Origin of the sequence: Microbacterium sp. 22296 (assembly GCF_052045385.1) — a bacterium.
In the GTDB taxonomy this organism is placed as follows: Bacteria; Actinomycetota; Actinomycetes; order Actinomycetales; family Microbacteriaceae; genus Microbacterium.
In genome coordinates this window covers 134,637-148,512 of the sequence record NZ_JBQEOS010000002.1, presented here as the reverse complement: position 1 = coordinate 148,512, position 13,876 = coordinate 134,637, and the positions used below count along the sequence as shown (strand labels likewise).

The following is a 13,876-nucleotide window of genomic DNA, read 5'->3' as shown; positions in this document are numbered from 1 at the left end:
GCCCTAGACTTGACGGGCTATGGATCCCGCTGCCCTCTCCGCTGCCCTGCTCGCCGTCGTCACTCCGCTCGCGGAGGCGCGACGAGAGGGGTCCTCGGCGGGCATCACGGTCGCCGACCTGCCGCTGGAGCGCCCGAAGAACCGCGATCACGGTGACTGGGCGTCCAACGCCGCGCTGAAGCTCTCGAAGGTCGTCGGGACGAACCCGCGCGAGTTCGCCGCCGAGATCGCCGCCGGTCTCGAGGCCGTCGACGGCATCGCGAGCGTCGAGGTCGCCGGTCCCGGCTTCATCAACATCCGTCTGGATGCCGCGGCAGCCGGTGCGCTGGCGAAGACGATCGTCGACCAGGGCTCGGGCTTCGGCACCAACGACTCGCGTGCCGACGAGATCATCAACCTCGAGTTCGTCAGCGCCAACCCGACCGGTCCGATCCACCTCGGCGGCACCCGCTGGGCCGCGGCGGGCGACGCGCTCGCGCGCATCCTCTCCTCGCAGGGTGCGAAGGTCACCCGGGAGTACTACTTCAACGACCACGGCGCCCAGATCGACCGCTTCGCCCGCAGCCTCGTCGCAGCCCACCAGGGCGACCCGACGCCCGAGGACGGCTACGGCGGCGCGTACATCCACGACATCGCCGCGCGCGTCACCGAGCAGTACGACGGCGACATCGACGCCCTCGACCCGGATGCCAAGCAAGAAGCGTTCCGCGAGCTCGGTGTGACCCTCATGTTCGGCGAGATCAAGCAGTCGCTGCACGATTTCGGCGTGGACTTCGACGTGTATTTCCACGAGAACGACCTGCACGATTCGGGGGCCGTCGACCGGGCCGTCGCGCGTCTGCGCGAGCTCGGCCACATCTTCGAGGCCGACGGGGCGACCTGGCTGCGCTCGACCGAGTTCGGCGACGACAAAGACCGCGTGATCATCAAGTCGGACGGGCAGCCCGCCTACATCTCGGGTGATCTGGCCTACTACCTCGACAAGCGCGAGCGCGGCTTCAACCGCTGCATCATCATGCTCGGCGCCGACCACCACGGGTATGTGCAGCGACTCATGGCGATGTGCGCCGCCTTCGGCGACGAGCCGAACGTCAACCTCCAGGTGCTGATCGGCCAGATGGTCAATCTCGTGCGCGACGGCCAGCCCATGCGCATGTCCAAGCGCGCCGGCACCGTGGTCACCCTCGAGGACCTGGTCGAGATCGTCGGAGTGGATGCCGCCCGCTACGCCCTGACTCGCAGCTCCGCCGACTCGAACCTCGACATCGACCTCGACGTGCTGCAGAAGCGCACGAACGACAACCCCGTCTTCTACGTGCAATACGCCCACGCGCGCACGCACAACGTCGCACGAAACGCGCACGCCTCCGGAGTGGACCGTTCGGAGTTCTCGCCCCAGCTGCTCGACCACGACACCGAGTCGGCGCTGCTCGGCGCGCTGCAGGAGTTCCCGCGCATCGTGTCCTTCGCCGCTGAGGTGCGCGAGCCGCATCGCGTCGCGCGCTACCTCGAAGAACTGGCCGGGCTGTACCACCGTTGGTACGACAACTGCCGCGTCATCCCGCTGGGCGACGCGCCCGTCGAACCGGTGCATCGCACGCGGCTGTGGCTGAACGACGCGACCGGACAGGTGCTGCGCAACGGTCTGACGCTGCTCGGCGTCAGCGCGCCGGAACGGATGTGACCATGACGGATGCCACGACACCGAACAGCCGGTCGGGCCGGAGAACCGGTCGCTGGATCGCGGTGATCGTCGTGGTCGTCGTGCTGCTGGTGGCCGCGGTGGTCGCCGCGGAATTCATCGCCCGGTCGGTCGTGACCAGCACGGTGCGCTCCCTCGTCGTCACGAACGTCGGGTTGCCCGACGATCAGGACGTCGACGTGCAGGTCGCCGGCCTCGTGCTGCCGCAGGTGATCGCGGGGCGCCTCGACGAGGTCGCCGTGGCGTCCGACGACGTCACCCTGGGGCCGATCACCGGCGATGTGCGCGTCGACCTCCGCGGCGTGCCGGTGTCGGCGGGATCGGCCGCCGAGGGGGGAGTCGCTTCCGTCCGACTCGACCAGGAGCAGCTGCGGACGCTCCTCGCGCAGCTGCCCGATCTTCCCGCCGGGACGGTGGAGGTCGCCGCACCGGACGTCACCTTCGAGACCACCCTCACCTTGTTCGGCATCGGCATCCCCGTCGGGGTGACGGCCACGCCCGGGGCCGCCGAGGGCGACCTCACGATCACGCCGACGGGCTTCCAGGTGGCGGGTAACGCCATCGACACCGACACCCTGCGGGGCCAGTTCGGCGGCGTCGCCGACACACTCGTGCAGACGCGCAGTCTCTGCATCGCCGACCGGCTGCCGGCGGGACTGACCCTGACGTCGGCGACCGTCCAGGGCCAGGACCTGGTGGCGACCTTCGACATCGCCGGCGCGATCATCAGCGATCCCGCGCTCCAGGCCGACGGCACCTGCGGCTGATCGCGCGGCGCCGCGCTCTCAGCTGATGGTGACGGCGAGCAGCCCCGCTTCGACGAGCTGTTCCAGGATGTCGTCGACAGCGCGCACGGCTTCTTCGTCGGGGGTGCCGTCGGTCGCGGCGTGCAGCAGATCGTCTCGCGTGGCGTCATCGGCGGCGCGCCAGAGCGCGGGTGCAGCTCCGGCGAGGACGCGCAACGTGCCTCGTCCGTCGGCTTCCCCGGTGAGCACCGCCAGGCGGTCCTCCGGGAGCGGGTAGGAGTCCACCACGGTGCCGCGCCGGTAGCGTCGTCCGCCCCGCGACGACGGTGGGTGAGGCGTGGCGACGATCGCGCGGGACGGCGTGTGATCGGGTGTCGGTCCACCGTGGAGGTCGGCGACCATCATGTCGTCGACGAGGTCGACCAGCTGCTCCGCCTCGGCGTATTCGGCCCGCAGGGCGCCGCCGGTCCGCGTCAGCGCGTTCATGATGACGTGCAGCGGACGCGGCATCGAGGCGAGGGCGCTCGAGTGCGGCGCCAAGAGGACCAGGGCCTCCGCTGCGGGCACGGGGACGAGGCGCGCCCGTGCGTGGAGGGGGTCGCGGTCGAGGAGCACGATGCGACGCACGCGCAACGGCGCGGTCGGGAGGGGGAGCAGCCCGAGATCGCGAGGAGCGTGCTGGACCTTGAAGCCCTGCCCCTCGGTGATCACCGAGAGCGGCTTGCGGTAGCTGCGGACCGCTCCATCGGGTTCGATGCCCACCGTCTCGTCGGAGACGTACCCCCACGACCGTGCGAGAAGCCGGGTGGCGGTGGTCTTGCCGGCGCCCGAGGGGCCGACGAGGACGACGACGCCACCGTCGCGCGCCGCGAGTCCGGCCGCGTGCAGCATCCACGACTCGCCCCGTCGCGCTTCGATCGCTGCCTGGGTCACCCTGCTCGACAGGTCGGACAGCGTCTGTCCGTCGCGGTCGCTCGAGACAGGGGTGACGACCACCTGCGCGGGAGCCGGGTCGATCACGCGTGCGTCCTCCCATGCGCGCCATACGGTGTCGCGATCGGTGGGGGTCAGCCCGGAGAGGTCGATCCCGACGCGGACACCGACGGCGTCGACGACGAGCGGGGGGAGGGGAAGCGGCGTCACGTCGACACCGTATGGCGCTGTCGCGCGCCCACCGCGCGCCGGCGCCTGCACCACTCGCGCCCGGTCCTCGGCATCGCCCACGACCTCACCTCACTCGGCGCGCGGTGTCACCCGGGTCGCCCCGCAGGCGCGGACGCCCCGTGGGGGCTGCTCCCGGACGGAGCGCGGCGGGCGACCGCGCGTACACGCGGAGCGACGGGAAGGGAGCGGCATACACCGTGCCGTAGACTGCAACCACCACCCCTCGCGTGACTCTCCGCCGGGGGTGGAGCCGTGATCCGCGGCCGTCGCGTCGCCGCAAACCCGATTGGTCCCCCTGTGTCCGCCTCGCACTCCGCGCTCGTGCCCGAGTGGCTCACCGCCCCGGCCGAAGCGAATGAGCTCGTCGCCCCTGTCTGGCCCGCGTCCGCTCGACGCGTCGACGGCGGGTCCGTCGAGATCGGCGGGGTCTCGGTCTTCGACCTGCGCGACCGTTTCGGTACCCCGCTCTACGTCCTCGACGAAGACGAGGTGCGCTCCCACGCTCGTCGCGCCCGTGCGGCCTTCGAATCCGCGGCCGCGCGGCACGGCATCCGGGCTCGCGTGTACTACGCGGGGAAGGCGTTCCTCTCGACGGAGGTCGTGAGGTGGGTCGTCGACGAAGGACTCGCGGTCGACGTCTGCACCCGCGGAGAGCTCGAGGTGGCCCTGGCCGGCGGCGCTGATCCCGCGCGGCTCGGCTTCCACGGCAACAACAAGAGCGTGGGTGAGCTCGAGCGTGCGGTCGAGGTCGGCATCGGTTCGGTCGTCGTGGACAGCCCCATCGAGATCGAGCGGCTCGCCGCCATCGCCGACCGCCGCGGTGCGGTGCAGCCCGTGCTCGTGCGGGTGCGCACCGGGGTTCACGCCGAGACCCACGCGTTCCTGGCGACCGCTCATGAAGACCAGAAGTTCGGCTTCTCCCTCGAGGGGGCGGCCGAGGCGGTCTCGCGCATCCGCGAGCTTCCGAGCCTGCGCTTCGTCGGCCTGCACGCGCACATCGGCTCGCAGATCTTCGACTCCTCCGGTTTCCGCGAGTCGGCCGCGCGCCTGGTCGACCTGCACGCCGACCTGCTGGCCGGGGGAGAGATCCCGCTCATGAACGTGGGCGGCGGCTTCGGCATCTCCTACACCTCGGTCGACGACCCGAAGCCGATCGAGGAGATCGCCGACGGCATCCTGGACGCGATCGCCGACGAGTGCGCGGTGCGCGGTATCCCGATGCCCGATGTCGCCACCGAACCCGGGCGCGTCATCGTCGCTCAGGCGGGCGTGACGCTGTACGAGGTGGGCACGGTCAAGACCGTCACGGCGGCCGAGGGTCTCGACCGCACCTACGTCAGCGTCGACGGCGGCATGAGCGACAACGCGAGACCGGCGCTGTACGGCGCCGACTTCTCGGCGCGCATCGTCTCGCGCACGAGTCACGAGAAACCGGCTCTGACGCGGGTCGTCGGGCGGCACTGCGAGTCGGGAGACATCGTGGTGGATGCCGAGTATCTCCCCGCCGACGTCACGCCGGGCGATCTGCTCGGTGTGCCCGCGACCGGCGCCTACTGCTTCTCGCTCGCGAGCAACTACAACTACACCCCTCGCCCGCCCGTCGTGGCGGTGCGCGGGGGCGAGGCGCGCGTCATCGTCCGCGGCGAGACCGTCGACGATCTGCTCGCCCGCGACGCCGGAGTCCCGGCATCCATCACGCCCCTCACACCCCACGGAGACACCGAATGACCGACTACCGCACGTTGCGCGTGGCGCTCCTCGGCGCCGGCGCCGTCGGCTCCCAGGTCGCCGACCTGCTGCTCAGACACGGTGACGAACTCGCCGACCGCGCGGGCGCGAAGCTCGAGCTCGCCGGCATCGCCGTACGGAACCTCGATGCGAAGCGCGACGTCGATCTGCCTCGTGAGCTCTTCACGACGGACGCCGACACGCTCATCGTCGGCAGCGACATCGTCATCGAGCTGATGGGTGGGATCGAGCCCGCGCGGACGCAGGTGCTGCACGCGATCGCCTCGGGCGCCGACGTCGTCACCGCGAACAAGGCGCTGCTCGCCACCCACGGCTCCGAGGTCTTCGAGGCCGCCGACCAGGTCGGGGCCGAGGTCTACTACGAGGCCGCCGCCGCCGGCGCCATCCCCATCATCCGGCCGCTGCGCGACTCGCTCGCCGGCGACCGCGTCGTGCGGATCATGGGCATCGTCAACGGCACCACCAATTACATCCTCGACCGCATGGACACCGAGGGCGCCGACTTCGCCGACGTGCTGGCCCAGGCCCAGGCGCTCGGCTACGCCGAAGCCGACCCCACCGCCGACGTCGAGGGATACGACGCCGCGCAGAAGGCGGCCATCCTCGCGAGCCTCGCGTTCCACACCACGGTTCCCCTGGATGCCGTGCACCGCGAGGGCATCACGTCGGTCGACGCCGCGATGATCGAGTCCGCTCGTCACGCCGGCTACGTCATCAAGCTGCTCGCCGTGTGCGAGCGCCTCGCCGCCGAAGACGGCGGCACCGAGTCGATCTCGGTGCGCGTCTACCCGGCTCTCGTCGATCGCGCGCACCCGCTCGCGAGTGTGCACGGTGCGAACAACGCCGTGTTCGTCCAGGCCGAGGCCGCGGGCGACCTGATGTTCTACGGCGCCGGAGCCGGCGGCGTGCAGACCGCCTCGGCCGTGCTCGGGGACGTCGTCTCGGCCGCCCGCCGGCACATCGCGGGGGGAGTGGGCGTGGGGGAGTCGACCCGTGCGAACCTCCCCGCCGTGCCGATCGGGCGCGTGATCACGCGATACCAGATCACGCTCGAGGTCGATGACCGGCCGGGCGTGCTCGCCACGGTCGCCGGCATCTTGAGCGAGGGTCGCGTGTCGATCGCGACCGTCGAGCAGACCGTCATCGAAACGTCCTCGGAAGCCGCCGAAGCGGTCGCCGCGACGGGGAGCACCGGTGCGGGTTCGGCCCGCCTGGTCATCGGAACACACAAGGCCCGCGAGCAGGACCTGAGCGAGACCGTCGAGCGTCTCGCCGCCAGCGGCGTCGTCGAGCGCGTGGTCTCCGTGCTGCGCGTGGAAGGGAACTGAACATGGCTCATCTCTGGCGCGGAGTCCTCCGCGAGTACGCCGACCGTCTGGGCGTCACCGACGCCTCCACCGTCGTCACCCTGGGGGAGGGCGGCACGCCCCTCATCCCCGCTCCCGCGCTGTCGCGCCGCACCGGCGCCGACGTGTGGGTGAAGTTCGAGGGCATGAACCCCACCGGATCCTTCAAGGACCGCGGGATGACGGTGGCGCTCTCGCGTGCCGTCGAGCACGGCGCGAAGGCCGTCATCTGCGCCTCGACCGGCAACACCTCGGCCTCGGCGGCGGCCTATGCCGCCCACGCCGGCATCACCGCCGCCGTGCTCGTGCCCGAGGGCAAGATCGCGATGGGCAAGCTCAGCCAGGCGGTCGCTCACAACGGTCGACTGATCCAGATCCGCGGCAACTTCGACGACTGCCTCGAGATCGCGCGCGAGCTCGCCGACCACTACCCGGTGCACCTGGTCAACTCGGTCAACCCCGACCGCATCGAGGGTCAGAAGACCGCGGCCTACGAGGTCGTCGGGCAGCTCGGCGACGCCCCCGACTTCCACTTCATCCCCGTGGGCAACGCGGGCAACTACACCGCCTACTCCCGGGGATACCGCGAAGAGGCCGCACGCGGTGCCGCCACGCGCGTGCCCCGCATGTTCGGCTTCCAAGCCGCCGGCTCCGCCCCGCTCGTGCGCGGCGAGGTCGTGAAGAACCCCGAGACGATCGCCAGCGCGATCCGCATCGGCAACCCCGCCTCGTGGGACCTCGCGCTCGAAGCACGAGACGCCACCGACGGCTGGTTCGGGGCGATCGACGACGACGGCATCCTCGAGGCGCAGAAGATCCTCGCGGGCGAGGTCGGCGTCTTCGTCGAGCCCGCGTCGGCGATCAGCGTCGCGGGTCTGCTCAGCCGTGCCGAGGCGGGGATCATCCCGGCCGGCGCGAAGGTCGTGCTCACCGTCACCGGTCACGGCCTGAAAGACCCCCAGTGGGCGCTGCGCAACGCCGACGGCACGACCGTCGAGCCCACCGTCGTCGACGCGGCCACCTCGGAGGTCGCCTCGGTGCTCGACCTGCAGCCGGTGACCGCGTGAGCTCAGGCCCCGGTCGCCGAGTCGCGGTCCGCGTTCCCGCCACGAGCGCGAACCTCGGGCCCGGCTTCGACACCCTCGGTCTGGCGCTGAGCGTCTACGACGACCTCGTCGTCGAGCAGCTCGACACCGATCGCCTCGAGATCGAGGTCGCGGGCGAAGGCACGGCCGACGTGCCGCGCGACGCGTCTCACCTCGTGGTGCGCGCGATGGCGCACACCTACGCGTCGGTCGGCCGCACCCTCCCGGGGCTGCGACTGACCGCGCACAACGTCATCCCGCATGGGCGCGGCATGGGCTCGTCGGGCGCGGCGGTGGTGGCCGGCATCCTCGCCGCGAAGGGCCTGCTCGAGGGCGAGGTCGTCTTCAGCGACGTCGATCTGCTGCGCCTGGCCACCGAGCTCGAGGGGCACCCCGACAACGTCGCGCCGGGCCTCTTCGGTGGTCTGACGATCGCGTGGATGGATGCCGACGGCCCGCAGCACAAGCAGCTCATCGTCCACCGGGGCGTGTCGCCGCTGGTCTTCGTGCCGAGCTTCACGATGTCGACGGCCGTCGCGCGGAGCCTGCAGCCCCTGCAGGTCCCGCGCGAGGACGCGGTGTTCAACGTCTCGCGCTCGGCCCTGCTCATCGCGGCGATGACGCAGAGCCCCGAACTGCTCATGGCGGCGACCGAAGACAAACTGCACCAGAACTATCGCGCGCAGGCCATGCCCGAGACCGACCGGCTCGTGCGGGCGCTCCGCGCCGAGGGATACGCGGCCGTCGTCTCGGGGGCCGGCCCCAGCGTCCTGGTGCTCGCCGACGGCCCCGGGCAGCGTCTTGAGGCCGCTGATCTTATGGCATCCGTGGTCGACACCCCGTGGCAGGCGCTCATGCTCGCCGTCGACGTCAAGGGTGGTACAGTGAAAAACGCAGAGGGTTCCGCGTAACTTCGCGAATCTGAGCCTCTGCACCACCTGCGAAATCCGCAACACATCGCGAACCCGGTATTGGCTGCAATCTCCCGAACCGCTGGTGTCTCTTCGTCTGCGATCTGCACGGCGAAGCGCGATCTGACACGTTTCATTCTGAGGAGCACTCGTGGAGTCCATCTCCGAGACCCATTCCGTCGACGCGCCCGAGGGCGCCGAGATCCCCGCCGAAGAGCAGCCCACGGCTGACGCGCAGGGCACCGTCGCGCCGGACACCGACGCCGAACAGAGCTCGCTCGACGCAGTGACGACCGAGGGCACGGACGCCCCGGCCGTCACAGCTGCAGATGCGCAGCCCGAGCCGCTGTTCGCCGACGACGCCATCGCCGACGCCCCGGCCGAAGACGCTTCGGCCCCCGACGCCCCGGCCAACGAAGCCGCCGCCGCGGCCGACGACACGGCATCCGCCGACGTCGCGCTCGCGGCCGAGCCGGCTGCCGAGACGGCCCCCGCGGAGGAGACCGCCCCCCCGGAGAAGCCCGCACGCGCCCCGCGCAAGCGGGCCCCCCGTCGCGCGACGACCGCCACCGCGAAAGAGAAGGCCGCTGCCGAAGCCGCCGCCGCTGAAGCCGCCGCCGCTGAGGCAGCTACCGCCGAAGCAGCCGCTGTCGCCGACGCTCCGGTCGCCGACGCGGCGTCGGACGAGCCGACGACTCCCGTCACGACCGCGGCCGATGTCGCCGAGGACGCCGCCGCCGAATCGCCCATCGTCGCCGAGACGACCGACGCGTCGAGCGCGGAGGCATCGAGCACCGACGCCCCGTCCAGTGACGCGCCGTCCGCAGACGTCGTCGGCGAAGAATCCGGCGCCTCCGAGGCGTCGGAGCCTGCAGCGGCAGACGACGCGAACGACGGCGAGAACGCCGCTTCCGACAGCGCCGAGCAGTCCGATGAGGCACCTGCTCGCGGTCGTGGTCGGAGCCGCTCGCGCAACCGCAACCGCAACAAGCCGGACGCCGCAGTCGAGAAGTCCGACGCCGGCTCCGACGACGCCGAGGCGCCCACGCAGGGCGGCCAGCGCGAGGGTGGCCAGCAGGGTGCCTCGCAGCGCGACAACGCACAGCAGGGCGGCCAGCGCGACAACGGCCAGCGTGACAACGGCCAGCGTGACAACGGTCAGCAGGGCGGCGCATCCCCGCGCGACAACGCACAGCAGGGCGGCCAGCAGGCCCAGCAGCAGCAGGGAGCGGCCAACAGTCGCAACCGTCAGCGCAACAAGCGCCGCGGCCAGAGCGCCACCGGCGACGAGTTCGAGACCGAGATCGGCGAGGACGACGTGCTCGTCCCCATCGCCGGCGTGCTCGACGTGCTCGACAACTACGCGTTCGTGCGCACCACCGGCTACCTGCCCGGCCCGAGCGACGTCTACGTCTCGCTCGGCCAGGTCAAGAAGTACAACCTGCGCAAGGGCGACGCCGTCGTCGGTGCCATCAAGCAGCCTCGCGAGGGTGAGCAGCAGGGGCGCCAGAAGTACAACGCGCTCGTTCAGGTCGACTCCATCAACGGCCTGTCGGTGGACGACGCCGCCGCCCGCGTGGAGTTCAACAACCTCACCCCCCTGTACCCCCAGGAGCGCCTGCGCCTGGAGACCGGCCCCGAGAAGCTCACGCAGCGCATCATCGACCTGGTCGCCCCGGTCGGCAAGGGCCAGCGTGGACTGATCGTCGCGCCCCCGAAGGCCGGCAAGACGATCGTGCTGCAGCAGATCGCCAACGCGATCGCCACGAACAACCCCGAGGTCCACCTCATGGTCGTGCTCGTCGACGAGCGCCCCGAAGAGGTCACCGACATGCAGCGCACCGTCCGCGGCGAGGTCATCGCCTCGACGTTCGACCGTCCGGCCGAAGACCACACGACGGTCGCCGAGCTGGCCATCGAGCGCGCGAAGCGCCTCGTGGAGCTCGGTCGCGACGTCGTCGTGCTGCTCGACTCGATCACCCGTCTCGGCCGCGCGTACAACCTCGCCGCCCCCACCTCGGGCCGCGTGCTCTCCGGCGGTGTCGACGCCTCGGCGCTGTACCCGCCCAAGCGCTTCTTCGGCGCGGCGCGCAACATCGAGAACGGCGGATCGCTCACGATCCTTGCCACGGCGCTGGTCGAGACCGGCTCCAAGATGGATGACGTGATCTTCGAGGAGTTCAAGGGCACGGGCAACAGCGAGCTGCGCCTGAACCGCCAGCTCGCCGACAAGCGAATCTTCCCGGCCGTCGACGTCAACGCCTCGAGCACCCGCCGCGAAGAGATGCTGCTGTCGCCCGACGAGGTCAAGATCACCTGGAAGCTCCGCCGGGCCCTGGCCGGTCTCGAGCCCCAGCAGGCCCTCGAGGTCGTGCTCGGCAAGCTCAAGGAGACCCAGTCCAACGTCGAGTTCCTCGTGCAGATGCAGAAGTCGATCCCGGCGCCCGCGCGCGGCGGTGACGACAACAGCATCCGCTGACCCGTGGCCGCTGAGCCTGCCGAGACATCCGGCATCTTCGAGTCCGTCCGCGGGCTGCTCGATGAGCACCGGCAGATCGAGCTCGAGCTCAACGACCCGGCCGTCCACGCGGATGCGGCGCGCGCGAAGCGGGTGAATCGGCGGTACGCCGAACTCAACCGCATCGTGCACGCGTACGACGCGTGGACGGCGGCATCCGATGATCTCGAGGCGGCGCGCGAGCTCGCCCGCGAAGACGAGGCCTTCGCCGAAGAGGTCCCCGCGCTCGAAGAGCGCGTCTCCGACACGCAGGAGCGCCTGCGGCGCCTGCTGATACCGCGTGATCCCGACGATGCGCGCGACGTGATCATGGAGATCAAGGGCGGTGAGGGCGGGGCCGAGAGCGCGCTGTTCGCGGCCGACCTCCTGCGCATGTACCTGCAGTACGCGGCGTCCATGGGGTGGAAGACCGAACTGCTCGAGCGCACCGAGAGCGATCTGGGCGGATACAAGGACGTCCAGGTCGCGATCAAGGGTTCCTCGAGCGACCCGGCGCAGGGGGTGTGGGCGCACCTGAAGTACGAGGGCGGCGTGCACCGCGTGCAGCGCGTGCCGGCGACGGAGTCGCAGGGCCGCATCCACACCTCGACGACGGGTGTGCTCGTCTTCCCCGAGGTCGACGAGCCCGAGGAGGTCGGGATCGACCCCAACGACCTCAAGATCGACGTGTTCCGCTCATCGGGTCCCGGCGGACAGTCGGTCAACACCACCGACTCCGCCGTGCGCATCACGCACCTGCCCACGGGCATCGTCGTGTCGATGCAGAACGAGAAGTCCCAGCTGCAGAACCGAGAGGCCGGTATGCGGGTTCTCCGTGCACGCCTGCTCGCCAAGCAGCAGGAGGAGCGCGACGCGGTGGCCGCCGACGCGCGCAAGTCGCAGATCCGCGGAATGGACCGTTCCGAGCGCATCCGCACGTACAACTTCCCCGAGAACCGGATCGCCGACCATCGCACCGGCTACAAGGCGTACAACCTCGACCAGGTGATGGACGGCGCGCTCGGCCCGATCATCGACTCGGCGATCACCGCCGATGAGGAAGCCCGGCTCGCGGCCCTCTCCGGAGACTGACGCGCTCGAGCCGTCACACGGGGTGGTCGCAGTTTCGCCGCGGTTATCCGCGCGACCTGCCGCTCCGGGCGGCACGTCCCCCCTCATCGAGTGCGTCTGCGCCGACCTCGGGCACCTCGCCGGTGCTCTCTCGGCGTGCTCCGTGGTGTGCAGCCGGCGCGTCAGGCGTCCCAGACCGGCGGGTGGGGGAGAGGTCCGCGGCGCTGCTCGAGCTGCGCGCCCAGCGACAGCAGCGTCGCCTCGCCACCCGGCTGACCGACGAGCTGCACGGAGACGGGGTGCCCCTCGGCATCCGTGGTCACCGGCAGCGTGAGCGCCGGGAGCCCGGCGACGTTGACGAAGCTCGAGTACGGGGCGTACTCCACCTGCATCGCGAAGGTGCGTTCGGGGCTGTGCCCGGCGTACGCACCCACCGGTTGCGGCGCCTGAGCGAGCGCCGGGGTGAGCACCGCATCGAAGGGGGCGAAGTCGGCGATCGTGCGGCGCTCGAAGGCCCGAGCCGAGGCGAGTCCGTCGAGCAGATCGAGGGAGGGCAGCCGGCGTCCCTCTCTCACGAGCCACGCGGTCAGCGGTTCGACGAGCGTCATGTCGCCTTCACTCAGCGGGATCCGCGCGGCGCTCGCGCGCCAGAGCACATGGAAGAGCAACGCGTAGCCGAAGGGATGCCACTCGGCATCCGTGATGTCGTGCCCCGCGTCGCTCAGCCAGGCGGCGGCCGTCTCGAAAGCGGTGCGCGCGTCGGGATGGAGCACGATGTCCTCGTCGTCATCCCACGGCGACACGGTGGTGACCCCGACGCGCAGATGGCCCGGAGGGCGACGGGCGGCGTCGACGAACGGCCCCGACCCGGGCGCCGTGGTGGCGTACCGGAACGGCGCGAGCTCGACGAGCGCGTCGAGGAGCAGGCCGGCGTCCTCTGCGGAACGGGCGATCGGGCCGGTGACCGACAGGCCATCGGGGGAGTCGAAGCCCGAACCGATCGGCAGGCGGCCCCGCGAGGGCTTGAGCCCCACGACGCCGACCGTTGCGGAGGGGATGCGGATCGAGCCGCCACCATCTGAGCCCACGGCCGCGGGAAGCAGGCCCGCCGCGACCGCGACGGCGGCGCCGCCACTGGAGCCTCCCGCCCCCGCCCCGAATCTCCAGGGGTCGCGCGCCGGCGGGTGGATCAGCGGCTCGGTGAACCCCGTCAGGCCGAACTCCGACGTGCTGGTCTTTCCGACACTGACCGCGCCGGCGTCGTCGAGTGCCGCCGCGAGGGGATCGGATGCCGTGGGAACGTGATCGACGCGGGAGCGCGAGCCGTAGCGGGTGGGTACACCGGCGCGGGCGACGAGGTCCTTGTCGGCGAGGGGGATGCCCCACAGGACCGCAGCGGTGGGTCGCTCCAACTGGGCAGCCCGTTGCAGCGCGGAACTCGCCGTCACTTCGGCGAACGCGCCGAGGTCGTTCAGGAGCCGGATGCGATCGAGGTAGTGCGTGGCTAGATCGACGGGGGAGAGGCCGCCCGTACGCAATGCCTCGGTCTGGGCGACGAGCGACAGGTCGTGCAGACGGGCCATGAGTCGAGACTACGGCGCGACC

At 71.1% G+C, this 13,876-nt stretch carries 10 protein-coding genes; 8 read left to right on the top strand and 2 right to left on the bottom strand.

The annotated features are described in order from the left end of the window. Positions 1-19: 19 nt before the first annotated feature. On the top strand, positions 20-1,684 hold the full coding sequence (argS, locus tag ACTJJP_RS04330) for an arginine--tRNA ligase (RefSeq protein ID WP_440773798.1): 1,665 nt from the start codon (positions 20-22) through the stop codon (positions 1,682-1,684). A 2-nt stretch (positions 1,685-1,686) separates the two neighbouring features. Next, positions 1,687-2,469 (top strand): LmeA family phospholipid-binding protein, encoded by a 783-nt coding sequence (locus ACTJJP_RS04325; protein ID WP_440773797.1) that lies wholly within the window; start codon positions 1,687-1,689, stop codon positions 2,467-2,469. An 18-nt stretch (positions 2,470-2,487) separates the two neighbouring features. On the opposite strand, the gene ACTJJP_RS04320 is transcribed toward ACTJJP_RS04325, so the two are convergent. Then, on the bottom strand, positions 2,488-3,591 hold the full coding sequence (locus ACTJJP_RS04320; RefSeq protein ID WP_440773796.1) for a hypothetical protein: 1,104 nt from the start codon (positions 3,589-3,591) through the stop codon (positions 2,488-2,490). A gap of 318 nt (positions 3,592-3,909) precedes the next feature. Between ACTJJP_RS04320 and lysA the strand changes: the two genes are divergently transcribed. From lysA to prfA, 6 genes are all read left to right on the top strand, one after another. Further along, positions 3,910-5,340, top strand: coding sequence for a diaminopimelate decarboxylase (gene lysA / locus ACTJJP_RS04315; protein WP_440773795.1), 1,431 nt, complete (start codon positions 3,910-3,912; stop codon positions 5,338-5,340). After that, positions 5,337-6,689, top strand: a complete 1,353-nt coding sequence (locus ACTJJP_RS04310) for a homoserine dehydrogenase (RefSeq protein WP_440773794.1) — start codon at positions 5,337-5,339, stop codon at positions 6,687-6,689. Before lysA ends, ACTJJP_RS04310 begins: the two co-directional genes overlap by 4 nt. Before the next feature lie 2 nt (positions 6,690-6,691). Beyond that, positions 6,692-7,774, top strand: a complete 1,083-nt coding sequence (gene thrC / locus ACTJJP_RS04305) for a threonine synthase (RefSeq protein ID WP_440773793.1) — start codon at positions 6,692-6,694, stop codon at positions 7,772-7,774. Further along, positions 7,771-8,703: a homoserine kinase gene (thrB, locus tag ACTJJP_RS04300; RefSeq protein ID WP_440773792.1), complete on the top strand. Its 933-nt coding sequence runs from the start codon at positions 7,771-7,773 to the stop codon at positions 8,701-8,703. Before thrC ends, thrB begins: the two co-directional genes overlap by 4 nt. Positions 8,704-8,854: 151 nt before the next feature. Continuing rightward, positions 8,855-11,182 (top strand): transcription termination factor Rho, encoded by a 2,328-nt coding sequence (rho, locus tag ACTJJP_RS04295; protein ID WP_440773791.1) that lies wholly within the window; start codon positions 8,855-8,857, stop codon positions 11,180-11,182. Between the two features lie 33 nt (positions 11,183-11,215). Further along, on the top strand, positions 11,216-12,292 hold the full coding sequence (gene prfA, locus ACTJJP_RS04290) for a peptide chain release factor 1 (protein WP_440774153.1): 1,077 nt from the start codon (positions 11,216-11,218) through the stop codon (positions 12,290-12,292). A 161-nt stretch (positions 12,293-12,453) separates the two neighbouring features. Here the strand turns inward: prfA and ACTJJP_RS04285 are convergent, their stop codons facing one another. Then, positions 12,454-13,854: an amidase gene (locus ACTJJP_RS04285; RefSeq protein WP_440773790.1), complete on the bottom strand. Its 1,401-nt coding sequence runs from the start codon at positions 13,852-13,854 to the stop codon at positions 12,454-12,456. Positions 13,855-13,876: the final 22 nt, after the last annotated feature.